Consider the following 23,426-nt stretch of genomic DNA (forward strand, 5'->3'; position numbering starts at 1 on the left):
GTTGCCGAGCTGATTACCTGCCTGCCTGACATCATTTTTTACGGTCCGCATGCAGTCCCCAGAGCAAGCAATGGCAGAAAACGCCCTCAACGTTCCTTCCCCGGCCCTGTACTCGCGCTTTGTGCAGCGTCTTCACCGCCGTTACGAGAACTGGTTTGACGCCTTGCCGCCGGGAGCCCCCGACCGGTCCCTGATGGAGCAGGCCCTGGGCACGCTGCACTCGCGCGGCCTGGATCTCTCCGCCGCGCTGCGCGTGCTGCGCCAGCTGGTGATGGAGCGCATCATCGTGCTGGACTGCGAGCAAGGCGCTGCTCTTGGCGTGGTGACCAAGGCCGTCACCGAGCTGGCCGAGCTGGCCCTGGATCGTGCCTGCACCCAGGTACGTACCGAACTGGATGCCCGGCACGGCGCGCCTCAGGGGCCGACAGGTCAGGAAGTCCAGTTCTGGGTCATAGGCATGGGCAAGCTAGGTGCCCGCGAGCTCAATGTCTCCAGCGACATCGACCTGATCTACGTCTACGAACATGACGGCGACACCCGGGGCCAGGCCGACGGGCGCGGCGTGATTTCCAACCACGAGTACTTCGGCCGTGCCGTCAAGGGCATCTTCAGCCTGATCGGCGACACCACCGAGCACGGCTTTGTCTTTCGCGTCGACCTGGCCCTGCGACCCAACGGCAATTCCGGCGCCCCCGCCGTCTCGCTGTCCTCGCTGGAGGAGTATCTGCAGATTCACGGCCGGGAGTGGGAGCGCTTTGCCTGGCTCAAGAGCCGCATCGTGGCGCCGCTGGCCGATATCCAGACCCCCAACGTCCAGGCCCTGCGCGGCGTGGTGCTGCCCTTTGTGTTCCGCCGCTATCTGGACTATGCGGTGTTCGACTCGCTGCGCAGCCTGCACCGCCAGATCCGCGACCACGCCTCCAAGCGCAGTGCGGGCCATCCCGAGCGCGCCAACGACGTCAAGCTCTCGCGCGGCGGTATCCGCGAGATCGAATTCATCGTGCAGCTGCTGCAGGTGGTGCGCGGCGGCCAGTTCCCCGAGCTGCGCCGTCGACCCACGCTGGAAGCGCTGCAGCGCCTGGTGCAGGCCAATCTGATGAGCGCCGAGATTGCCGATGCGCTGAGCCGCGCCTACATCTTCTTGCGCCAGGTGGAGCACCGCATCCAGTATCTGGACGATCAGCAGACCCATGTGCTGCCCACACGCGACGATGATCTGCTGTGGATTGCGCGCACCCTGGGCTATGACGATGCCTGCGGCTTTCTGCACCAGCTCGACGAGCACCGCGAACTGGTGGCGCAGGAGTTCGACACCTTGCTCGGCGGTGACTCCCAGCAATGCAGCAACGGTCACTGCAATGCCGCCAAGGCAGCGGCAGGCGGACCGCCCACGCCCAGAGACATCGAAGACCTGATCGAGGCCCTGCCCCCCTCGCTGGCCGGGCAGGTCGCCGACTGGCGCAGCAATAGCCGCATCAACGGCCTGCGCGACGAGACGCGGGCCCGTTTGTTCAGGCTGGTGGAGCGCACCTCGCAATGGGTGGAAAGCGGTCAGTCCAGCGAAGAAGCCGCCAAACGCTTTCTGCAGTGGCTGGAGCCCCTGCTGCGCCGTGAAAGCTACCTCGCATTGCTGCTGGAACGCCCGGCAGTTCACGAGAGATTGCTACATCTTTTGGGAGCGGCACGCTGGCCAGCACGTTACCTGCAGCAACACCCCGGAGTGATCGATGAGCTGGCCAGCGACGCCATCCTCAAGGAGCGCTTTGTCGCAGCAGACTTCGAGCACGAGCTGGCCATGCGCCTGGCAGCCCTGCAGTCCACGGGAGAGGACGACGACGAGACCCTGCTCAATCTGCTGCGCCGCGCCCACCATGCCGAAGTCTTCCGCACGCTGGCGCGCGATATCGAAGGCCGCATTACCGTAGAGCAAGTGGCCGACGACCTCAGCGCCCTGGCCGACAGCGTGCTGCGCATCACGGCCCAATGGTGCTGGAGCCGGCTCAAGAGCCGCCATCGCGATACGCCACGTTTCGGCATCGTGGGCTACGGCAAGCTGGGCGGCAAGGAACTGGGCTACGGCAGCGATCTGGACATCGTCTTCGTCTTCGATGACGACGATGACCGCGCGCCCGAGGTCTACGCGGCCTATGTGCGCAAGCTCATCAACTGGCTGACCGTCAAGACCGGTGAAGGCGATCTGTTCGAGATCGACACCGCGCTGCGCCCCAACGGCAACTCCGGTCTGCTGGTGACCAGCTTCGAGTCCTATGCCAATTACCAGCAGCAGCGCGGCAGCAACACTGCCTGGACCTGGGAACACCAGGCCATGACGCGTGCCCGCTTTGTACTGGGCAGCCGCGACTTTCCCTCGCCTGCTGGCGGGCCCGCGACCGATCTGCACCTGCATCAGCGCTTTGATGCGGTGCGCGAAGCCGTCATCACCGCGCCGCGCGATGCCGCGGCGCTGCGCAACGAGATTGAAACCATGCGTGAGCGGGTGCGTGGCGCCCACCCGGTACGCGGCGGCCTGTTTGACGTCAAGCACAGCCCCGGCGGCATGGTGGATGTGGAATTTGCCGTGCAGTACCTGGTGCTGGCCGAATCCGGTGCACACCGCGAGCTGATTGCCAACGTGGGCAATATCGCCTTGCTGCAGCGCGCCGAAGACGCGGGCCTGCTGCCCAAGGCCGTGGGCTATGAAGCAGCCAAGGCCTACCGCGAGCTGCGTCGCCTGCAACACGTGGCAAGACTGGATGAGCGCTCCGGACAGCTGGAGCCAGAGCAGGCCCAAGCCCAGCGCGAAGCGGTACTCAAGCTCTGGACTGCGGTGTTCGGGCCTGTCGCTTCAACGCAAGGCAGCTAGCTGCTCCAAGGGACTGGAGATTGGTGAGCACCCGCTTTTCAAGGCGCTGGCAGCATCCATCAAGATTTGCCTACAGGCATTGCCAAATTGTTACAAAAATGAAACCCACGGGGACTGGAACTTCTGCAACAGTGTCTTATCTGATAGTCAAGTGCAATGAACTGACAGGTCTGCATTCACCAATTTCCAGTTGCGAAGCCCTTGGGTACGCCCATTGAACAATCCCCGGAGCGCTTCTCCTCCCTCCCTCTCTTAATTCGTTTCGGGATGCTTCGCAGCTTTTTTATGCCCCCAAAAAAGGCCACTTCCGAGTGGCCTTTTTCTTTGACGGCATGCAGCCACTCAGTGGGGCACTGTGTTCAAAAAGCTGGGGCGCGCCGCCAGCTTGGCCAGCAAGGCGGCCAGATTCGGATGCTCGGCGCGCCAGTCCATCTCGGGAAAGCGGAAATCCAGCCAGGCCAGGGCACAGCCGACGCTGATATCGGCCAGCGTCAGATGCGTGCCACCGCAGCAAAACGGCTTCTCGCCCAATCCCTGCGACATGACCTTGAGCGCGGCCCGGACCTTGCCCATCTGGCGATCCATCCAGGCCTGGCTGCGCTGCTCGGCGCTGCGGCCGGGCCAGGTGGCCTCCAGCCGCACCAGAACAGCAGCGTCCAGCATGCCGTCGGCCAGGGCCTCCCAGGTCTTGACCTCGGCGCGCTCGCGGCCCGTGCCCGGAATCAGCTTGCCGACCGGTGAAAGTGTGTCCAGATATTCGACGATGACGCGCGAGTCGAACATGGCCTCCGTGCCGTCCATCACCAGACGCGGCACCTTGCCCAGAGGATTGCCCGTACCGGGTGAAAGCGCTTCCTCCCAGGGGTTCTCTTCGACGAATTGATAGTCCAGCTTCTTTTCGGCCAGCACGACGCGGACTTTGCGCACAAAGGGGCTGGTGGTGGAGCCTATTAGTTTCATAGCAGCGGTTCCATGACACGAGTCACCGGCGACGGGCCGGTGCAATGATTCTATGCGCTGGCATGACGGCACGGCTGCCGCCGCAAAGCTCTTGCATGCATGCCAGCCACGGCCGCCGAGCAACCCAGCGCTGCGTGCGACTGATGCAGCGCACCTACAATTGCGCCACCATGAACCTGTCCTCCCTCACCGCCATCTCTCCCTTGGACGGCCGCTACGCCGCCAAGCTGTCCGCACTGCGCCCCATCATGAGCGAATACGGCTATATGCACCGCCGTGTTCAGGTCGAGGTGACCTGGTTCATCGCGCTGTCGGATGCCGGCTTTGCCGAATTCCCCGCGCTGTCGGCCGAATCGCGTGACTATCTGCACGCGCTGGTCGCCAACTTCTCTGAAGCCGATGCAGACGCCATCAAGGCCATCGAGAAGACCACCAACCACGACGTGAAGGCCGTGGAGTACTGGATCAAGTCCAAGTTCGACGGTCGCGCCGAGTTGCAGAAGGCGGCCGAGTTCGTGCACTTTGCCTGCACCAGCGAAGACATCAACAACACCAGCCACGCGCTGCAGATCCGCGTCGGCCGCGACACCGTGCTGCTGCCCGCCATCGACGGCATCATCGCCAAGCTGCGCGAGATGGCCCACCTCTACGCCGAAGTGCCCATGCTCAGCCGCACGCACGGCCAGACCGCCTCTCCCACCACCGTGGGCAAGGAGCTGGCCAATGTGGTCGTGCGCCTGCAAAAGGCCGCTGCCAACATCGCCGGCGTGAAGATCCTGGGCAAGATGAACGGCGCCGTGGGCAACTACAACGCCCACCTCTCGGCCTGGCCCGAGTTCGACTGGGAAGCCTTCAGCCAGAACGTGGTGGAATCGGCCGAGCCCAAGGGTCTGGGCATCAGCTTCCAGCCCTACTCCATCCAGATCGAGCCCCATGACTACATGGCCGAGCTGTTCGATGCCATGGCTCGCACCAACACCATCCTGATCGACCTGTCGCGCGACATCTGGGGCTATGTGTCCCTGGGCTTCTTCAAGCAGCGCCTGAAGGCCGGCGAGATCGGCTCGTCCACCATGCCCCACAAGGTCAACCCCATCGACTTCGAGAACTGCGAAGGCAATCTGGGCATGGCCAACGCCATGCTCAAGCATCTGGCCGAGAAGCTGCCCATCAGCCGCTGGCAGCGTGACCTGACCGACTCCACCGTGCTGCGCAACATCGGCGTGGCCTTCGGCTACACCACGCTGGCCTACGCCTCGCTGATGACCGGTCTGAACAAGCTCGAGCTCAACGAAGAGCGCCTGCAGGACGACCTGAACCACGCCTGGGAAGTGCTGGCCGAGCCCATCCAGACCGTGATGCGCCGTTATGGCGTACAAGGCGCCTACGAAAAGCTCAAGGAAGTCACGCGCGGCAAGACCGTGCTGGCCGAAGACCTGCACCGCCTGATCAACGGTCTGGAAATTCCCCAGGCCGACAAGGACCGCCTGCTGGCCATGACGCCTGCTTCCTACATCGGCAAGGCTGCCGAGCTGGCCAAGCGCGTTTGATCCGCAAGTTTGATCCGCAAAAAGGATAGCTGCTAGCGCTTGATACTCAAGCTTTTCAGCATCAAAGAGCTGCCAAAGCCAACGTTGATTGGCGCTGGCAGCTCTTGTTTTTGATAGTTTTCAAAAGGACTGCCTGCGGGCAGCACCGCCATGGCCATCAAGTCCACCATCTTCAAAGCCAATCTGTCGATTGCCGACATCGACCACAACTACTACGCCGACCACAATCTCACACTGGCGCGCCATCCCAGCGAAACAGATGACCGCATGATGGTGCGCCTGGTGGCCTTGGCGCTGAACGCCTGGAAGCTGCAAGACCTGTGCAATGGTGACGGCACGCTGGGCTTTGGCATTGGTTTGTCCGACCCCGACGATCCGGACGTGCACATCACCGATTACACCGGCCACAAGCGCCTGTGGATCGAAGTCGGCCAGCCCGACGAAAAGCCCATCACCAAGGCCTGCAACAAGTCGGACCATATGCTGGTCTACCCCTTCAACCACGCCGCCCATGTCTGGTGGAAGGGTCTGGAAGGCAAGCTGGCCCGCCAAAGCAAGCTGGAAGTGCATTACATCGACTCGGAAGTGGCCCAGCAACTGGGTTCGCTGGCCGAGCGCAGCATGCAGCTGCAGGCCACGATACAGGAAGGCCAGCTCACGCTGTCCAGCAATCTGGGCACGGTGTTTGTCGAGCCCACGCGCTGGAAGTAAGGCACAGACCTGAGACAGGGCATTGACGCGGGGGTGCCGAGCAAGGGCCGCCCCGCAGCGATGGCATCGTCCCCATCCCGCTAAGCGAGAGACGGGGAAGGCGCGGGGCCGCCTGGGCGTGTAGCGCCTCAGGGGGTGTGTTTACGCTCCACGGCGCGCTCCGCATAGCGGTTGAAGCGCCAGGAATCGCCCTCGACCGTGATGCGACGCCATACGACCCGCTTCTCGGCAGGCTCCATGGCCGTCCAGTGCTGCACCTCGTCGAAACTGCGGCCGCAGCCCTTGCATTTCTCGTCGCCCTGACTGGTGGAGCAGATGGCAATGCAAGGCGTATCGGGCATGGTGTCGAACCAGGCCAGCCAGGCAGCCATGGCATGTGACGGGAAGCCCTCCACCGCCACCTCGGACTCGCAGGCATAAATCATCAGCGCATACACCTCGGCCAGAGCCTTGAGCTCGGGTGCCAGCAGCACGCCGTCGGGCGATGGAGCGCGGCCTCGCCAGTAATTGATGGCAGCTTCGATGTCGGTGATGTGAATAGCAGTCATGGAGCAGGCATCATAAGCCGCTGCCATGAGGCCTGCGTCAGCAAGGTTGCTTCGTTTTTGGTAGCTGCCTGTGCTTTGTGCAAAGGCGCTGCAAGACGGTTGCTCAATATAAAACCTGTGAACTAGATGGGATTTGAAACTTGAAATCCCATGCCTGCTGTGTTGAAATGCGCAGCTTCGAAGGGGAGTAGCTTATCGGGCGCATGCTTTGCGTCATGAGCGGATGGTCGTCAATACGAAGCGCAAGCTTCCGGCCATGCGGTTTGCAGCCAGGCTGCAATCGAGCAAGACCTTTGATAGGCCGATGACGGTCAATCAAAGTGTCTGCCCCTGCACGATTCCTCGCGCGGGTTTGCGCTTCGACTTACGTCACCTTGGTCTTCACCCGCTGGCGTCAAGTGCCAAACCTATGCAGACTGCACCGGCGGCATTCCACAACGAGGAAAAATCACATGGATCTGGACTTTCTGACCCACACGCCCTTCTGGATTGCGCTGGGCCAAATCATCATCATCGACATCCTGCTCGGCGGCGACAATGCGGTCGTGATCGCACTGGCCTGCCGCAAGCTGCCCCCCGAGCAACGCCGCAAGGGCATCATCTACGGTACTGCCGGCGCCATCATCCTGCGAATCATCCTGATCGCCTTTGCCATGGTGCTGCTGCAGCTGCCATTCCTGAAGGTCGTGGGCGCCATACTGCTGATCTGGATCGGTATCAAGCTGATTGCTCCCGATGACGAAGGTCACGACAACATCGAAGGCAGCGACAAGCTGTTTGCCGCCATCAAGACCATCATCGTGGCCGACTTGGTGATGTCCGTGGACAACGTGATCGCCATCGCCGGCGCAGCCCAGAGCTCGGGCGACCACCAGATGCTGCTGATCGTGCTGGGTCTGCTGATTTCCGTGCCCATCATCGTCTGGGGCTCGCAGCTGGTCATCAAGCTGATGGAGCGCTTCCCCATGATCATCGTGGCCGGCGGCATGCTGCTGGGCTGGATTGCGGGCGGCATGTTCGTGACCGACCCCGTGTTCGTGAACACCGATAAGTGGCTGTGGATGCCCAAGCTGGGCACGACCGATGCACAAGGTCTGGCCGAGATCTCCAAGACCCTGTACTGGGCAGCCCATATCGGCGGCGCATTGCTGGTTCTGGCCCTGGGCAAGTTCATTGCCAGCCGCCGCCCTGCGGTTGCAGCCCACTAAATCTGGAAAACCCAGCAATTCCAGCAATTCGTGAAGGAATGCGGGAACTGACCGCAGCCTTCACGACTCACAATAGAAACAAGTCGGCGCATTCCTACAGATGTGCCGCATTCTTCAACCTTCGTTCCAGTTAGGACGCACTTTGAATCCCATCATTGTTTACGTGGATGACGCCACATACGCCCAGCCTATGCTCGAGGCACTGGCGGGATCGAGCCAGGCGGCTTCCTCCCACTGGTTGCTGGTGGCCTGTGCTCCGCGCATGACCCACCGTGTGAGCAAATGGGTCAGCCATCGCGCTCGCGAGAACTGGCGCGGCAAATGGGCAGAGAAGCTGTTTGCGGCGCTGATGCCCGTGATGGCGACGACAGGAGGCAAGGTCACCGCCGTGCTGGCCAAGGGCCCGCTGACCGAGCTGGTCACCGAGCTGCAGCAGGAACATGGCGCAGCGCAGATCATCGACGCCCGCCGCCCCAAGCAGGAGGTCGTGCAAGCCGCTCCCGTCAAGGCCAACGCCAAGACAGGCGCCACCGGCGGCCGCTGGAATCTGCCCGGCACCATGGCGGCGATTGCCGCCATGATGGGTTTTGTGATCGAGGAATCGCTCTCGATTTAAGAGCTTCAAGCTCTCTCTGAATAAGCCTTGCGCGGCCAAAGCCTCGCAAGGCTTTTTTTATGATGTGCCGCGATGACCGCAGACACAGCCTGCTGCTATGCTGGCCAGCATGAAAATCCTCGTCAAATGGCTTCTTTGCGCGGCGGCTCTTCTCGCAGTCGCCTATGTCTACAGCGGCGTTCAGGTACAGAGCTTCGGCTCGGCCATGATTGCGGCCCTGGTCATCGGCCTGCTCAACACCATCATTCGCCCCATCCTGGTGATACTGACGCTGCCCGTGACCATCATCACCGTGGGTCTGTTCCTGCTGGTGGTCAACGGCCTGATGTTCTGGATGGCCTCCGGCATCCTCGGCGGCTTCCATGTCACGGGCTTCTGGGCCGCCATGCTGGGAGCGCTGATCTACTCGGTGCTGGGCCTACTTATTGATCGCCTTGTCGCGCAGCTGTTCCCGGAGTAACTCTTCCACGGCACGCAAACGCGTGTCGATGATGGACGCCTCGAAGTAATCGGCACCGGCACCGGCCTTGCGGGCCAGATCCTGCGCCGCCTTGAAGCGATCCACCGCTGCCGCGTAGTCATAGTGCGCCACCTGGGCCTCTGCTTCGGCCCTCAGGGCTCGCATTTCCTGACCCTGGCTGCGCCATACGCGCGCCAGCGTCTGCCAGGCAGAGCCATCGCGGGGATGGTCCGTCACCCAGGTCTGCAAGGGGCCGGCCATGGAGCCAGCCTGGTTGAGCCTGAGCAGGATTTCCGTCTTGAGCAACAGCTCTGGCCTGCGCGGTGCAACCCGCTCCACCACGTCAATCGTGGCCAGGCTGGGCCCGGCCTCACGTGGCCCGGCCTCGCGCGGCCCGGCCAGATTGCCGCTGGCCGTCACCTTGGGGGCTGCTGCCTGGGGAGCCATCACCGACTGCAAGGGCAAGGCCGCCAAGGCCCCCTGCGGGTTGTCGGCCTTGAATTCGAGCTCAGCATTCAGCCATTTGGCTTGAATATTCGCTGGCGCATTGCCCGCCGTCGCCGCGAGCAGCCGCTGCGCCATCTCGCGCGCCAGCGGCCAGTCGCGCAGATACATGGCACTAAGCGTGGCCGCATAGAGCTGAGCGACCTGCTCGAATTGGCCCAGGCTGGAAAAACTGCCGGAACGCGGCAGCGTGGCCCACTGACGACGCACCTCGACACCGGGGTTGGAAATCACCCGTGCGCGGGCCGACATCATCACATGCTCCAGCGTCGGCACAGGCTCCGCCGCACGCTTGCCGGGCGGAATGCGCGAATCCATGTCCGCGATACGCTGGGTGGTCAAGGGGTGGCTGCGCAGATAGGGCCAGCTGCCGTTGTCATTGAGCCGGCTGGCCTGCTGCAGCTTGCCGAACATGCTCACAAAGCCCTGGGGAGCAAAACCGGCAGGAGACATCAGGCTGTAACCCATGCGGTCCGCCTCGCTCTCCATGGCGCGCGAAAAGTTCAACTGGTTTTGCATCACGGCCGCCGGGCCGCCCATCATGATGGCCATGGCTGCATCGGGACTGCGCGTGGCCGCCAGGGCACCCAGCAGCATGGAAGCCAGCATCAGCGGCGTCTGCTTGCCCTGCTGAGCCATCATGCGGGCAATATGGCGCTGGGTGATGTGGCTGGTTTCATGGGCAATGACCGATGCCAGCTCATCGCCGCTGCTGACCACACCGATCAGTCCCAGATAGACGCCCATATAGCCGCCGGGCAACGCAAACGCATTGACCTGGCGATCCTTGCCCAGGAGCAGCGTCCAGGCAAAGCGCTCCTCCAACTCGGGCGACAGCTCGCCATTCTTGCGCGCCGCATCCTGCAGATGCAGCCAGATGCCTTCCACATACTCCTGCAGCACCGGATCGTCCAGATAGTCGGGATCGCGGTAAAGCTCTCGGACGATGGAATCGCCCAGACGCCGCTCCTCGCCCGTGGTCAGCGACGATGCACCGTCGCCCAGGGTCGGCAAGCCCGCCGCCTGCGCAGAGGAAGCCAGTGGGGATACGGCCTGAATAGCTATCAAAACAGAAGCTGTCAGCGTTTTTAGAATATGAACTGTACGCAGTTTTGGCATCAAAAATGGCATGGCAATCACAGCATTGCCGACATACGGATCTTCCATATGCCGACCGTTCAACACCCCACTATGATGCCTTGATTGATGGATGCGGCGAGATGCCCGCCTGTGATGCCCAGGTATAGCCGCCACCCACCACCCACCACCCATCCAACCTTGATTGAGCCGCAGAGCCGAACCCATCTGCTGCCGGAAAGAACCGCCATGTCCTCTCTTACCCACTTCGACGCCCAGGGCCAGGCCCATATGGTGGACGTCGGTGCCAAGCCCAGCACCCACCGCATCGCCGTCGCCGAAGGCCGCATCAACATGAAGCCCGAGACCCTGGCCATTGTGCAGGCCGGCACGGCCAAAAAAGGCGACGTGCTGGGCGTGGCCCGCATCGCCGCCATCATGGCCGCCAAAAAGACCAGCGACCTCATCCCGCTTTGCCACCCCCTGGCTCTGACCCGCGTCGCCGTGGAGTTCGAGCTGGAGCCGGAATCCAATTCCATCCGTTGCACCGCAACTGTCGAGCTAAAAGGCCAGACCGGCGTGGAAATGGAAGCCCTGACCGCCGTGCAGGTCGGATTGCTGACTATCTACGATATGTGCAAGGCGGTGGATAAAGAGATGGTGATGGACGGAGTCAGGGTATTGGAGAAGCGGGGAGGGAAATCTGATTGAGCGCAATGGATTTAGATTTCACCATTTAACCAGAAACGAGGCTTTAAAAACCCAAAATTAGACAAATATTTATCTCTCGTAGCATCTATATGTGTATGACTTCCTGGAAAAAATGAATAAATCAATATACATACGGAACATATAAGTATTAAGCTTAATATTCCCCCTCTCCAGGATAAAGTCTTAGTATTCAATATCTCAATATTCCTACAATGCATAGATGAAATCCATGCAGCCATATAGACAAATAATATTTGCGTATACGGCATTACGAAAACTCCATCTACCATACTCTGCACTAGAGATGCAAAAATTGAGGCAGCCAAACAAATATATATTATTTTTGATTCTTCACTCTTATTAATATACGAATATTTTATTTCCACTATTATTAGATTGACGACCTTAACAAAAGCAATAATAAACAATAATCCGAAAATAATTCCCCATTCTGAGAAAATTTGCAAAAATAATTGATGCGGATGGCTCGCAATTGCTTTTTGAATATTTGCAAAGTGCATTGGCCCAAAACCAAAAAATGGTTTATCTGCGATCATCTCCACTGCTTGCAACCAAAGAAAATCTCTCGCTGACAAACCAATTACCTTCCTCTCCAAGGCATTATTTTCAACAAAAATATTTAAATACTTTGGCAAAAAATCTATAAAAAACAATTGCATAAAAAATGCAGTTAGGAAAATTTTCACTATCATTAATGAGAATTTTCTACATACCGAATTCAGGAAAAGATAGAGAGCAGCAACAGACCCAACTCCAAGAAAAGTTCCACGAGTTCCTGATGCTATGGCCATAAATGCAACCATGCAAACCAGAATATAAAAAGCTTTATCCCATTTGCTTCTCATCAAAACTGGGGCAATCAAAATCGGAATTACCAAAGTACAAAACTGACCAAAAAATCTTGGATTTGTAAATCCCTTGATAAACCCCCACGCATCAAAGTCAAGCCTCAAATAAAGGGATGAAATATAAGCAATTACAAAATATAAAATCAAAGAAGAAGTTGTTAAAAACAATATAAAAAAGGAAAGTTTTTCAATATTATTGTTAGAACAAAATATTCTATATATGAATAAACCAAACCCATAGCAACCCAGGATCATGGCCATCTCCGTAAATGACCATATTGTCAAATTTGCTTGAGAAGAAGAAATAACCCCCAATATTAAAAATCCAAGTAAAAAGTAAAATTGTTTTGTCTTTATTTCAAATAATTTAAAAATAACACCAAAAAAAATAGCATATATTATCAATACAATTTGACCAATTCTTTGAGAGTCATGCCAACTAAGTGATGGCAATAAAGTATCATTTACCAGATAAAAAAAAGTAACCCATATAGGGCATATTAAATATAATCCACCATTCATGAATTTTTCATTCATTAAATGCTCCCTTCTCTACTACGAATAAAAAAAGAGCCCGAAGGCTCTTTTTTTAAAATCCAGAGGAATATTAGGTCGTACCAGCGCACTCTTTAGGAGAGTATTTTTGCTTCGCACTTGTTGAGCAAGTCCAAACACCAGCAACACCAGCAGCATCAGCCGCACGAGTCCATGTCACAGTAGGTGTTGTACCCAATACAGAAGCACCCTTGAGTGCGCAAGCAACAGAGGCAGCGCCATCAGTAGCAGCGGCAATAGTAATGCCGCTGCAACGAGAAGTGACATTATTGGTTAGGCCAACAGATTTAGCTGTTGTAGCGTCGTTTGCAGAAGCGATAGCCGTAGTCAGACCTTCAGCATACTTTGCTTCAATGTTTGTCTTCGCTGGCGTAATTTCTGCCAAAGCTGCAGTAACTTGCGATTTTGCCGTGTAATCCTGATAAGCAGGCAAAGCCACGGCAGCCAGAATACCGATGATCGCCACAACGATCATCAGTTCGATCAGGGTGAAACCCTTTTGAATGGAACGCTTCATTTCAAACTCCCTAGTTGGATGAGACCCAAGGTATCAAGCAAGCTGCATGCCAACAATTTGACAGAGGCAGAGCCCGCAACAGACGACACGTTTGGCAACATTCAAGCGAGTTTGAGTAACAGTTTTGGCGTTCTCGTCACAAGTAATGACAAATTTGTCAGGCTCTTGGCACAAGTCAAGCCGAAGCCGGCCAGTCACTCCACGACGAAGCGCATGGTGCTTCCCGCCAGGTCCACCGTGTCGCCATTGAGCAGTGGCACAGACAGAGGGCCCACCACCTGGCCATTGAGCTTGAGGTCTTCGCTTGCGCCCTCCAGTTGGGTGAGCACAAAGCCATGAGGTTTTTGGGTGATGGAGGCGATGGCCACGCCGGGCTTGCCCAGGGTGGTGACGACCTTGAAGAGAGGTATTTCCCTGCCGGCCAGGCTGCCGGTGAGCATGCGAATCACGGCGTGGCGCTCAGGCAGCGCGGCGAGCGAGCCCTGGATGGTGGAGCTGAAGCTGGAGATTTCACCAAATCCTGAGGGGCTGGCAAGTTTGGCGTAGCCGCTGTCTGCCTCTTCGGAAATATGCGCCAGCGCCTTTTTGCCGCCTTGGGCAGATGGCGTATTCGTATCAGCAATCACGGTATCGAGAAAGCGGATTTTGTAGCGGCCAATATCCAGCAGGTCGCCGTTGAACAGGTCCTGCCTCTGGATGGCGCGACCGTTGACATAGGTGCCATTGGTGCTGCGCAGGTCTTCAATGCTGACCTTGCCGCCAGAGATGGTGAGCACGGCATGCTCACCGCTGACCGCCAGATTCTCGATCACGATGTCGTTGTAAGGACGACGACCCAAGGTCGTGCGCTCCTTGGTGAGCTGTACTTCCTTGATGACTGCGCCGTCGATTGAGATGACCAAAGTCGGCATGCTCGAAGCTCCTGAGGAAACGCCAAGTCTCGCTTGGCTGCACTGGCTAGGACCACTCCCACTTGAGTGTGTGACTCAGCGCTCAATCATCAATCGTAACTGGATGAAACGCGCTTGCATGCTGCATCTTATTTCACTAATTCGATGAAGCCAGCTATTCGATTGAAATTTTCAACCTTGCTGTCATTCGTCTGCAGCATCTTTGGAATCGCACCTGCAATCTATCAAGTCGCCATATAAGAAAAGCCCGCGCTCGTTGAAAGCGCGGGCTTTTTTGCAAATCTTTGCAAAGTGGCGGCAGCCACCTGTCCGTGGTTTAGAACGGGATGTCGTCATCCATGTCGTCAAACCCCGAAGCTGCGCGCTGGGGAGGAGGAGCCATGGGTGCAGGAGCAGAACGCTGCTGCATGGGGGCCGCTGGTGCGGGGCGCTGCTGCATGGGCGCGGGAGCCGGACGGCCGGGCGCCTGATAGCTGCTTTCGCCATAGCCATCGTCGCTGCCGTAGCCGCCTTGCTGCTGACCACCACCCTGGCGGCTGCCCAGCATCTGCATCGCATCGGCACGGATTTCGGTGGCGTAGCGTTCCTGGCCGGAGGCCTGGTCGGTCCACTTGCGGGTGCGCAGGCTGCCTTCCACATAGACCTGGCTGCCTTTACGCAGGTACTGACCCACGATTTCGGCCAGTTTGCCGTTGAAGACCACGCGGTGCCATTCGGTGGCTTCGCGGTTTTCGCCAGTGTTCTTGTCGCGCCAGCGGTCTGTGGTGGCGATGGTCACATTGGCCACCTGATCGCCGCTGGGGAAGGTGCGCATTTCGGGGTCACGACCCAGATTGCCGACGATGATGACTTTGTTGACGGATGCCATAGAGATACCTTTTCAAAAAGTGGCCCGGGCAGTCAAGAAAGGTCCCGAACCAATGAACCTCGTATTCTGCCCCAAGCCAGCCATGAAGAGCACGGGATTGCCCTATATCCCATCACGGCGATACATGGTGCCCCAGCAGGAAAGGGGGCCACTGCGCGCGAGCAGCCGGGCAAGGGCAGCCCCGCTGCGAGGGCTGCGTCCCCCTCCGCGTAACAGAGAGGGGGAAGGCGGGGCCGCCTAGGCGCACAGCGCCTCAGGGGGGGTTGCTGTAAGTCAGTGACGGCCCACCGGGCGCAGCGGCCAGGTCACGACCAGCCACAGGGCAACCAGCACCGCCGTCATGATGAACAAACCCGGCACGCCCGCAAATTTGGCGACTGCACCACCGACAGCGCCGCCGGCAAACAGCCCCAGCGACTGCAGCGTGTTGTAGGCCCCCAAGGCCGCACCGCGCAGCGGCGCCGGCGCCATGCGCGAGACCAGACTTGGCTGGGTGGCTTCAAGAGCATTGAAGCCGCAGAAAAACAGAAACATCAGCAGTGCCATGCACCAGACCGTCGGAATGGTGCCGCTGGCGGCCAGCATGCCCAGACCGATCTGCACTACCAGTACCAAACCGATGGCCCCCAGCAAGGCCGTGCGCAGCCTGCCCTTGCGCTCCATGGAAAACAGCAGGCCCATGGCCACAAAGGACAGCAGCACGGCCGGCAGATAGATGTGCCAATGCTGCTCCTTGGCCAGGCCGGCCTGTACCAGCATGGCCGGCACGGCAACCCACATGGACATCTGCACGGTATGCAGAATGAAGACGCCGAAGTTCAGGCGCAGCAGATCGGACTGGCCCAGCAGCTCGCTGAACCGGCCCTTGGGCGCATTGGCATGCTGCCTGGGCTCGGGCGGCACCACCCACAAAACCACGGCAATGCCGGCCAGCGCCAGCGCGCAGGTCAGGCCGAAGATGCCGGACAGCCCGATCCAGGCGTTGAGCAGCGGTGCCAGCACCAGTGCCAGTGCAAACATCAGACCGATGCTGCCGCCCACCAGAGCCATGGCCTTGGTACGTACGCCATCGCGCGTCAGATCGGCCAGCAGGGCCGTGACCGCGGCAGACACGGCGCCTGCGCCCTGAATGGCACGCCCCGCCATCAGGCCGGTCAGCGAGTCGGCCATGGCCGCAATCAGGCTGCCCGCCGCAAACACCAGCAGGCCGGCGACGATGACCGGCTTGCGGCCGATACGGTCGGAGGCCAGACCGATGGGCAGCTGGAACAGGGCCTGGGTCAGGCCATACAGGCCCATGGCCAGGCCGATCATGGCCGGATCGTCACCCCCCGGATATTTGCGTGCCTCCAGCATGAAGACGGGCAGCACCAGGAACAGGCCCAGCATGCGCAGCGCAAAGATCAGCGCCAGGGCGCCGCTGGAGCGGCGTTCCTGGGAGGTCATGGTGGTGGAGGATTTGTCCGTGCCCTGCGTGCCCGCGCTGGGGGAGGTATTGATTTTTTTCACGCTCAGATTTTGCCAAGAGTCAAAGTCTTATGCCCAGGTTAACTAAATCACTGCCGGGCAAAAGAGAGGAAATAAAACCGTAGATTGTCCGTGAACCTGGATCATCTAGTCACGCGCAAGCCCGTCTGACTATCATGGAGAGTTTTCCCCGTCTGGAGCGCCCGTGTCCCTGAAGCCTGATTCGCCATCTGAAGTCCACGATGACAGCCTCTATCTTGGCCGTTCTCTGGCGCAGACACGCATCGCCATTCGCGGCGCACGCACGCACAACCTCAAGAACATCGACCTGGACATTCCCCGCAACCAGCTGGTGGTGATCACCGGTCTGTCGGGCTCGGGCAAGTCCAGCCTGGCCTTCGACACCTTGTACGCCGAAGGCCAGCGTCGCTATGTGGAGAGTCTCTCGGCCTATGCACGCCAGTTTCTGGGCCGCCTGGACAAACCCGACGTTGATCTGATCGAGGGCCTGTCGCCCGCCATTTCGATCGAGCAAAAGGCCACCAGCCACAACCCGCGCTCCACCGTGGGCACGGTGACCGAGATCAACGACTATCTGCGCCTGCTCTACGCCCGTGCCGGCACGCCGTTCTGCCCCGACCACAATCTGCCGCTGCAGGCCCAGACCATCAGCCAGATGGTGGACAGCGTGCTGCAACTGCCCGAGGACACCAGGCTGATGATCCTCGGCCCCCTGGCGCGCGAGAAAAAAGGCGAGTTCGCCGAGCTTTTCGTGCAGCTGCAGGCCCAGGGCTATGTGCGCTTTCGTGTCGACGGGCAGATCTACGATGCCCAGTCCCTGCCCAAGCTGGAGAAGAACGAGCGCCACAACGTCGACGTGGTGATAGACCGCGTCAAGGTGCGCGAAGACGTCAAGCAGCGCCTGGCCGAGAGCTTCGAGGCCGCCTTGCGCGCCGGCGGTGCCGATGCCGGCGGCCGCGTCATCGCGCTGGAGATGGACGGAGGCAAGGAGCACCTGTTCAGCGCCAAGTTCGCCTGCCCCCTTTGCGACTACTCCCTGCCCGAGCTGGAGCCACGCCTGTTCTCCTTCAACTCCCCGATGGGGGCCTGCCAGGCCTGCGACGGCCTGGGCAACAGCGAAGCCTTCGACCCCGACCGCGTCGTTCCCTTCCCGTCGCTGAGCCTGGCCAGCGGCGCCATCAAGGGCTGGGACAAGCGCAACAATTACTACTTCTCCATGCTGGAGAGCGTGGCCAAACACTATGGCGTGAGCACCGAGACGGCGTTCGAGGAGCTGCCCGAGAAGGTGCGCGACGTGATTCTCTTTGGCTCGGGCGACGAGTCCATGGAGTTCAACTATGTTTTCGAGAGCGGCGAGCGCAAGGGCGAAGCCTTTATCAAGTCGCACCCGTTCGAAGGCATCATTCCCAATATTCAGCGCCGCTTTCGCGAGACCGAATCCCAGGTCGTGCGCGACGATCTGGCCAAGCTGCGCAGCATTCGCAAATGCCCCGAATGTGAAGGCACGCGCCTGCGCCGCGAAGCACGCTTTGTGCGCGTGGGCGATGGCGAGCAGGCCCGCTCCATCTATGAAGTCAGTCATGCCACGCTGGCCGATGCGCTGGGCTGGTTCAAGCAGCTGAGCATGACCGGCGCCAAGGCAGAGATTGCGGACAAGATCGTGCGCGAGATCGCCTCGCGCCTGCTGTTTCTCAACGATGTTGGCCTGTCCTACCTGAGCCTGGATCGCAGCGCCGACACGCTCTCGGGCGGCGAAGCCCAGCGCATTCGCCTGGCGTCCCAGATCGGCTCGGGCCTGACAGGCGTGATGTATGTGCTGGACGAGCCCTCCATCGGCCTGCACCAGCGCGACAACGACAAGCTGATTGCGACACTCGAGCATCTGCGCGATATCGGCAACAGCGTGATCGTGGTCGAGCATGACGAAGACATGATGCGGGCGGCCGACCAGATCATCGACATGGGCCCGGGCGCCGGCGTGCATGGCGGCCGCATCATGGCCCAGGGCAGCTACGAAGACATCAAGGCCAGCCCCGATTCGCCCACAGGCCGCTATCTGAGCGGCGTACAAAGCATTCCTGTTCCCAGGCACCGCACCGCCTGGCTGCCCGTGCTGCGCAAGGAAAGTGAAGCCGAGGCCGCCCAGAGCACATCGCGCTTTCCCGTTACTGCCGCCAAGAAGCGGGAGTCCGCGAGCAAGGCGCGCACCGACCTGCAGGCGCTGACCGTGCAAGGCGCGCGCGGCCACAACCTCAGGAACGTGACGGTGGACTTCCCCGTCGGCCTGTTCACCTGCGTGACCGGTGTCTCCGGTTCGGGCAAGTCCACCCTGGTCAACGACACGCTGTATGCCGAAGCGGCACGCCAGATACACCGCGCAGGCACCGAGCCGGCGGCGCATGACGACATCGCGGGCATCGACTATTTCGACAAGGTCATCAACGTCGACCAGTCACCCATCGGCCGCACGCCGCGCAGCAACCCCGCAACCTATACCGGCCTGTTCACGCCGATCCGCGAGCTGATGGCCGAAACCAATACCGCCAAGGAGCGCGGCTACGGCCCCGGGCGTTTCTCGTTCAACGTCTCAGGCGGCCGCTGCGAAGCCTGCCAGGGCGACGGCGTGGTCAAGGTGGAAATGCATTTTCTGCCCGATGTCTACGTGCCCTGCGACCTCTGCCACGGCCAGCGCTACAACCGCGAGACGCTGGAAGTGCAGTGGAAGGGCCGGAACATCTCGCAGATTCTGGAGATGACGGTCGAAGACGCTCATGCCTTCTTCAAGGACGTGCCCAGCATTGCGCGCAAGCTGCAGACCCTGCTGGACGTGGGTCTGTCCTATATCCGCCTGGGCCAGAGCGCGACCACGCTGTCGGGGGGCGAAGCCCAGCGCGTCAAACTCGCGCAGGAGCTGTCCAAGCGCGACACCGGCCGCACCCTCTACATCCTCGACGAGCCCACCACCGGCCTGCACTTCGCCGACATTGCCCTGCTCCTGAAAGTGCTGCACCAGCTGCGCGATGCAGGCAACACCATCGTCGTGATCGAGCACAACCTCGACGTCATCAAGACCGCCGACTGGCTGATCGACATGGGCCCAGAGGGCGGCTCGGGCGGCGGCCAGGTTGTAGCCCAGGGCACGCCAGAGGAAGTTGCGGCCAACCCGACCAGCGTGACGGGCCGCTACCTCAAGCCCTATCTGGACAAGGCTCCCGCCAAATCCAAAGCCAAATCGACCACAAGCCAGGACTGACCAAGCACAGCCAGCCATGCAAGGCCATGACCGGCTACACCGAGGAGAGAAGCAATGCAGAAAGATGTCTGGGATTTCGTCATCGTGGGCGCAGGCATGGCCGGAGCCTCCGCCGCCTGGCAATTGGCACAGTCGGGTGGCGATACTCCGCCTTCCGTGCTGGTGCTGGAGCGCGAATCCCAGCCCGGCTATCACACCACCGGCCGCTCGGCCGCTCTGTTTGAAGAGCACTACGGCCCCGCCCAGGTGCAGGCCCTGACCCGCGCCAGTCGTGCCTTCTACGATGCGCCACCGGCCGGTTTTGCCGAAGCCCCCATCCTCACGCCACGCGGCGTGCTCTATGTGGGCACGGCCGATCAGAGGGATCTGGTGGATGCCGCCTACGCCGAGGCCCAGGTTCACTCCCCGGATGCCCAGCGCCTGAGCGCAGCACAGCTCAAGGCCCTGGTTCCCGTGCTCGACACCGAGGTGCTGGTAGACGGCTTTCTGGACACCGGCGCACGCGACATCGATGTGCACGGTCTGCACCAGGGCTATATCCGGGGCCTGCGCCAGCGCGGCGGCGACCTGTGGTGCAACGCCGAGGTCCAGGCCATCACACGGGTCAACGACTGCTGGCATATCGCCCTGCCCCAGGGACTGAGCCTTCGTGCCAAGGTCATCGTCAACGCCGCCGGGGCCTGGGTGGATGTCGTGGCCGCCATGGTGGGCGCGGCTCCCATCGGCATCACGCCCAAGCGCCGCAGCGCCTTCACCTTCCCGGCCCCCGAAGGCATGGATACCATGCACTGGCCCGCCATCATCAGCGCCGATGAAAACTGGTACATCAAGCCCGACGCCGGCCAACTGCTGGGCTCGCCGGCCAATGCAGACCCCGTGGCACCGCACGATGTAGTGCCAGAGGAGCTGGACATTGCGACCGGCATCTATCACATAGAGGAAGCCACCACGCTGCAAATCCGCCGCCCCTCGCATACCTGGGCCGGTCTGCGCAGCTTTGTCGCCGATGGCGAGCTGGTGATCGGCTGGGATGCCTCGCCCACGCCCGTTCCGGGCTTTTTCTGGGTTGCCGCCCAGGGCGGCTATGGCATCCAGAGCGCCGCCGGCTACAGCCTGCTGGCGCGCAATCTGCTGCTCGGGGAAACGCTGGATGCGGCGCTGGCCGCGCAGAGGGTGAATGTGGGGGCGGTTTCGCCTGCGCGGTGCCAGCTGGCGACTCAGAATTGAGAGCTGGTTGCGCTTTTTAGGACTGCGCTTGATGCCGATTTGATTCGATTATTACGGCTTGCTTGATTGGCGCTCAGAGGGCGGGGTTCGGCCCGCCAGCCGACCTACTTTCTGGCATGCCAGAAAGTAGGCAAAGAACACAACCCCTACTGCCCACGTCCCTCCGCTACGCTGCGGGCAACCTGCGTGGGCACAAGGGGCAATACCAGATAGCTTCTTTGAAAATTGATAGCTGCTGCTGCAATCTAGATAAGCGTCAGAAGCCAATTTCTTCACATTGCCTTCAGTTCGCCCGCCGGGGCGAGACCCGACCCCTGTCAACAAATCAGGCACGACACCGCAAAAGCCCAAACGCAAAAACGGCCTGCGCCCCGGAGGCACAAGCCGTTTTCAAACCTAGGCGACCTCAGGTCACCATCAGCCCAAGCAAGATCAGTTCTCGATATGCGCGAACTGCACAATCTTTGCGTACTTGGCAATTTCGGTGTTGATGTACTTGCCGGCATCCACCTTGGGATCGGCCACCACGTTGCCGGTCTCTTCCATCTTCTTGCGGAACTCGGGCGAAGCCATGGTTTCTTCCAGCGCCTTCTTCAGCTTGGCGGCGATGGGGGCGGGCAGGCCCTTGGGGGCCATCAGCGCAAACCAGCTGTTGATGTCCACGTTCTTGAACTGGGGCAGCTCGGACAGGGCAGGAATATCGGGGGTGATAGCCGAGCGCTTGGCTTCGGTCGTACCCAGGGCCACAACCTTGCCGGCCTTGATATGCGGCAGGCCCGAGGACAGCACGAACACGCCGAACTCGATGTTGTTGCCCACCAGGTCGGTGGTCAGCGGAGCCACGCCCTTGTAGGGCACATGGGTCATCTGCAGCTTGCCCTGCTCCTTGACCAGCTCGCCGGCCAGATGCAGCGCCGTGCCCACGCCGGAGCTGCCATAGCTGAACTTGTCGGGGTTCTTGGACACCAGGCTCACGAACTCGGCCGCGTTCTTCACGCCAGCCTTGTGCGATGCGACCAGCACCATGGGCTGGGAACCCACCAGACCGATGGGAGTGAAGTCGCCAATGTTGTACTTCACGGCCTTGTTGATGAGCCTGGCAATGGCCAGCTCATTGTTGGCACCCACCATGATGGTGTAACCGTCGGCAGGGGCCTTGGCCACTTTTTGCGCACCGATGGCGCCACCGGCACCACCCAGGTTTTCCACCACCACGGGCTGGCCCAGCTGCTTGGCCAGGCCGTCGGCCACCAGACGACCCACCAGGTCGGTGCTGCCACCGGCCGGGTAGCCCACGACCATGGTGATGGCCTTGCTGGGATAGTTGTCGGCGGCGATGGCAGGCACTGCCGCGGCAGCGCCCAGCAGCAGGCCCGCAGCGATGGCGGTACGGCGGAGGATGTTTGTGTTCTGCATGAAACTATTCCGAATCTGTATGAGGCAATTGTCCGAATACAGAGAAAACCTTTCAGTGCCGATCTGGCACATTTCCGTGCCATTTCAGCACATCAATGCGTTTTTGAGCAAATCGAGGGGAGCAATGCCGCCAGGAGTCCGATACCAGCTGTTGTTTTTCCAGCTTCAGGTCTGGTCGCAGGCAAAAAAGGAGTGACTGCTCATTTACTGGCCAGTGATATCGGTCCAGAACTGCTCTGCAGCGGTGCTCAAGCGGCGTTTGGGCCGATAAAGCCGCACATCGAAATGCACGTCCAGGCTGCCGTCCCCGGCCAGCGCCAGACGACCGTCCTGGCAGTCGCGCTGCACCATGGACCAGGGCATCCAGGCCACACCCAGACCTTTGAGCACGTACTCGTAATTGGCATCCGCCGAATCGCATTCGATGCAGCGGCGCAGACGCGGCCACAACGGATGGCTGGCAAGATGGTCTTCAGCCAGCCGCCCCAGCGCCATGCTGTGCGAGAAAGCCAGATAAGGCACAGGACTGGCACCGGGCAGCAGAGCCTGCGCCAGTGCAAACAAGGGCTTGCCTTCGGCATCGGCACGCGCCACGGGCACCAGCTTGTCGCTCATCACCGTCAGATAGCTGAACTGACGGCCATCCAGCCGCACGGCAATGGCTGCATGGTGATAGAGCAGGGCAAAGCTGACCTCGCCGCGCTGCAGCATGTGCACGGTTTCGTCGAGTGTGCGGGTAACGATGCGCATCTGCGCCGTCTGCAGCACGCTGCCGTAGCGCGCCAGCCAGTCGGCCACGATGGTGCGCGCCAGGGTACGCCCCGTGGCCAGCGTGATCACATGGGCCTGCCGGCCGGCCACGGCCTGCAGCTCGTCATGCGACTGGGCCAGCGTGCGCACCATCTGCTCGGCGGTGTCGCGAAAGGCTTCACCGGCCGGGGTGAGACGAACCGGCCCGCCACCTGCTTCGATCAGCGGCGTTCCAGCCCATTCCTCCAGCGCGCGAATGCGCCGGCCGAAGGCAGGATGGGTGACATGGCGCAGCTCTGCCGCACGGGTGAAGCTGCGCTCCTGAGCCAGAAGCAGGAAGTCTTCCAGCCATTTGCTTTGCATG

At 60.4% G+C, this 23,426-nt stretch carries 19 protein-coding genes; 9 read left to right on the top strand and 10 right to left on the bottom strand.

The window, feature by feature from the left end:
- Positions 1–70: 70 nt before the first annotated feature.
- A complete protein-coding gene (gene glnE, locus P353_RS22840; protein ID WP_034374842.1) occupies positions 71–2,863 on the top strand; it encodes a bifunctional [glutamate--ammonia ligase]-adenylyl-L-tyrosine phosphorylase/[glutamate--ammonia-ligase] adenylyltransferase in 2,793 nt (930 codons plus the stop codon).
- A 342-nt stretch (positions 2,864–3,205) separates the two neighbouring features.
- Here glnE and P353_RS22845 read toward each other — a convergent pair whose 3' ends face one another.
- Entirely contained in the window at positions 3,206–3,823 is a 618-nt protein-coding gene (locus P353_RS22845; RefSeq protein ID WP_034374843.1) for a glutathione S-transferase C-terminal domain-containing protein, read from the bottom strand.
- A gap of 170 nt (positions 3,824–3,993) precedes the next feature.
- On the opposite strand from P353_RS22845, the gene purB reads away from it, so the two are divergent.
- Together purB and P353_RS22855 are read left to right on the top strand one after the other, a co-directional pair.
- Positions 3,994–5,373, top strand: a complete 1,380-nt coding sequence (gene purB / locus P353_RS22850) for an adenylosuccinate lyase (protein WP_034375182.1) — start codon at positions 3,994–3,996, stop codon at positions 5,371–5,373.
- Between the two features lie 150 nt (positions 5,374–5,523).
- Positions 5,524–6,084 (top strand): YaeQ family protein, encoded by a 561-nt coding sequence (locus tag P353_RS22855; protein WP_034374846.1) that lies wholly within the window; start codon positions 5,524–5,526, stop codon positions 6,082–6,084.
- Between the two features lie 128 nt (positions 6,085–6,212).
- Here the strand turns inward: P353_RS22855 and P353_RS22860 are convergent, their stop codons facing one another.
- Positions 6,213–6,659: a DUF3717 domain-containing protein gene (locus P353_RS22860; protein WP_034374847.1), complete on the bottom strand. Its 447-nt coding sequence runs from the start codon at positions 6,657–6,659 to the stop codon at positions 6,213–6,215.
- Positions 6,660–7,084: 425 nt separating this feature from the next.
- Between P353_RS22860 and P353_RS22865 the strand changes: the two genes are divergently transcribed.
- From P353_RS22865 to P353_RS22875, 3 genes are all read left to right on the top strand, one after another.
- Positions 7,085–7,840, top strand: a complete 756-nt coding sequence (locus P353_RS22865) for a TerC family protein (protein ID WP_003066777.1) — start codon at positions 7,085–7,087, stop codon at positions 7,838–7,840.
- A gap of 142 nt (positions 7,841–7,982) precedes the next feature.
- Positions 7,983–8,456, top strand: coding sequence for a hypothetical protein (locus tag P353_RS22870; protein WP_034374849.1), 474 nt, complete (start codon positions 7,983–7,985; stop codon positions 8,454–8,456).
- A 109-nt stretch (positions 8,457–8,565) separates the two neighbouring features.
- Positions 8,566–8,916: a phage holin family protein gene (locus tag P353_RS22875; RefSeq protein WP_034348032.1), complete on the top strand. Its 351-nt coding sequence runs from the start codon at positions 8,566–8,568 to the stop codon at positions 8,914–8,916.
- On the opposite strand, the gene P353_RS22880 is transcribed toward P353_RS22875, so the two are convergent.
- On the bottom strand, positions 8,875–10,539 hold the full coding sequence (locus tag P353_RS22880; protein ID WP_034375184.1) for a M48 family metalloprotease: 1,665 nt from the start codon (positions 10,537–10,539) through the stop codon (positions 8,875–8,877). The genes P353_RS22875 and P353_RS22880 overlap by 42 nt on opposite strands.
- A gap of 207 nt (positions 10,540–10,746) precedes the next feature.
- Here P353_RS22880 and moaC point away from each other — a divergent pair, with 207 nt between their 5' ends.
- On the top strand, positions 10,747–11,208 hold the full coding sequence (gene moaC / locus P353_RS22885) for a cyclic pyranopterin monophosphate synthase MoaC (RefSeq protein ID WP_034375186.1): 462 nt from the start codon (positions 10,747–10,749) through the stop codon (positions 11,206–11,208).
- An 11-nt stretch (positions 11,209–11,219) separates the two neighbouring features.
- Here moaC and P353_RS28565 read toward each other — a convergent pair whose 3' ends face one another.
- From P353_RS28565 to P353_RS22905, 5 genes are all read right to left on the bottom strand, one after another.
- Positions 11,220–12,614 (bottom strand): O-antigen ligase family protein, encoded by a 1,395-nt coding sequence (locus P353_RS28565; protein ID WP_080750655.1) that lies wholly within the window; start codon positions 12,612–12,614, stop codon positions 11,220–11,222.
- 70 nt (positions 12,615–12,684) lie between these two features.
- Positions 12,685–13,149: a pilin gene (locus P353_RS28570; RefSeq protein ID WP_034374851.1), complete on the bottom strand. Its 465-nt coding sequence runs from the start codon at positions 13,147–13,149 to the stop codon at positions 12,685–12,687.
- 194 nt (positions 13,150–13,343) lie between these two features.
- Positions 13,344–14,060 carry an FHA domain-containing protein gene (locus P353_RS22895; protein WP_034374853.1) on the bottom strand — a complete coding sequence of 239 codons (717 nt, stop codon included), beginning with the start codon at positions 14,058–14,060 and terminating at the stop codon, positions 13,344–13,346.
- 316 nt (positions 14,061–14,376) lie between these two features.
- Positions 14,377–14,928 carry a single-stranded DNA-binding protein gene (ssb, locus tag P353_RS22900; RefSeq protein ID WP_034374855.1) on the bottom strand — a complete coding sequence of 184 codons (552 nt, stop codon included), beginning with the start codon at positions 14,926–14,928 and terminating at the stop codon, positions 14,377–14,379.
- Positions 14,929–15,201: 273 nt separating this feature from the next.
- Positions 15,202–16,374, bottom strand: a complete 1,173-nt coding sequence (locus P353_RS22905) for an MFS transporter (protein WP_034375187.1) — start codon at positions 16,372–16,374, stop codon at positions 15,202–15,204.
- Positions 16,375–16,600: 226 nt separating this feature from the next.
- Here P353_RS22905 and uvrA point away from each other — a divergent pair, with 226 nt between their 5' ends.
- The gene (gene uvrA / locus P353_RS22910; RefSeq protein WP_034374857.1) at positions 16,601–19,669 is read left to right on the top strand and encodes an excinuclease ABC subunit UvrA; all 3,069 of its coding nucleotides are present in this window, start codon (positions 16,601–16,603) and stop codon (positions 19,667–19,669) included.
- Between the two features lie 54 nt (positions 19,670–19,723).
- The gene (locus P353_RS22915) at positions 19,724–20,896 is read left to right on the top strand and encodes an NAD(P)/FAD-dependent oxidoreductase (RefSeq protein ID WP_034374859.1); all 1,173 of its coding nucleotides are present in this window, start codon (positions 19,724–19,726) and stop codon (positions 20,894–20,896) included.
- A 432-nt stretch (positions 20,897–21,328) separates the two neighbouring features.
- Here the strand turns inward: P353_RS22915 and P353_RS22920 are convergent, their stop codons facing one another.
- Together P353_RS22920 and P353_RS22925 are read right to left on the bottom strand one after the other, a co-directional pair.
- Positions 21,329–22,312 (bottom strand): Bug family tripartite tricarboxylate transporter substrate binding protein, encoded by a 984-nt coding sequence (locus P353_RS22920; protein ID WP_034374861.1) that lies wholly within the window; start codon positions 22,310–22,312, stop codon positions 21,329–21,331.
- Between the two features lie 204 nt (positions 22,313–22,516).
- Complete coding sequence (locus tag P353_RS22925) at positions 22,517–23,425, bottom strand: LysR family transcriptional regulator (protein WP_003072185.1); 909 nt, start codon at positions 23,423–23,425, stop codon at positions 22,517–22,519.
- Position 23,426 lies beyond the last annotated feature (1 nt).

Source organism: Comamonas testosteroni (genome assembly GCF_000761245.1).
Lineage (GTDB): Bacteria > Pseudomonadota > Gammaproteobacteria > Burkholderiales > Burkholderiaceae_C > Comamonas > Comamonas testosteroni_C.

Coding starts and splice junctions, on each gene's coding strand:
- glnE (WP_034374842.1), top strand. CDS start 71: ATGGCAGAAAACGCCCTCAACGTTCCTTCCCCGGCCCTGTACTCGCGC.
- P353_RS22845 (WP_034374843.1), bottom strand. CDS start 3,823: ATGAAACTAATAGGCTCCACCACCAGCCCCTTTGTGCGCAAAGTCCGC.
- purB (WP_034375182.1), top strand. CDS start 3,994: ATGAACCTGTCCTCCCTCACCGCCATCTCTCCCTTGGACGGCCGCTAC.
- P353_RS22855 (WP_034374846.1), top strand. CDS start 5,524: ATGGCCATCAAGTCCACCATCTTCAAAGCCAATCTGTCGATTGCCGAC.
- P353_RS22860 (WP_034374847.1), bottom strand. CDS start 6,659: ATGGCAGCGGCTTATGATGCCTGCTCCATGACTGCTATTCACATCACC.
- P353_RS22865 (WP_003066777.1), top strand. CDS start 7,085: ATGGATCTGGACTTTCTGACCCACACGCCCTTCTGGATTGCGCTGGGC.
- P353_RS22875 (WP_034348032.1), top strand. CDS start 8,566: ATGAAAATCCTCGTCAAATGGCTTCTTTGCGCGGCGGCTCTTCTCGCA.
- P353_RS22880 (WP_034375184.1), bottom strand. CDS start 10,539: ATGCCAAAACTGCGTACAGTTCATATTCTAAAAACGCTGACAGCTTCT.
- moaC (WP_034375186.1), top strand. CDS start 10,747: ATGTCCTCTCTTACCCACTTCGACGCCCAGGGCCAGGCCCATATGGTG.
- P353_RS28565 (WP_080750655.1), bottom strand. CDS start 12,614: ATGAATGAAAAATTCATGAATGGTGGATTATATTTAATATGCCCTATA.
- P353_RS28570 (WP_034374851.1), bottom strand. CDS start 13,149: ATGAAGCGTTCCATTCAAAAGGGTTTCACCCTGATCGAACTGATGATC.
- P353_RS22895 (WP_034374853.1), bottom strand. CDS start 14,060: ATGCCGACTTTGGTCATCTCAATCGACGGCGCAGTCATCAAGGAAGTA.
- ssb (WP_034374855.1), bottom strand. CDS start 14,928: ATGGCATCCGTCAACAAAGTCATCATCGTCGGCAATCTGGGTCGTGAC.
- P353_RS22905 (WP_034375187.1), bottom strand. CDS start 16,374: ATGACCTCCCAGGAACGCCGCTCCAGCGGCGCCCTGGCGCTGATCTTT.
- P353_RS22915 (WP_034374859.1), top strand. CDS start 19,724: ATGCAGAAAGATGTCTGGGATTTCGTCATCGTGGGCGCAGGCATGGCC.
- P353_RS22920 (WP_034374861.1), bottom strand. CDS start 22,312: ATGCAGAACACAAACATCCTCCGCCGTACCGCCATCGCTGCGGGCCTG.
- P353_RS22925 (WP_003072185.1), bottom strand. CDS start 23,425: ATGCAAAGCAAATGGCTGGAAGACTTCCTGCTTCTGGCTCAGGAGCGC.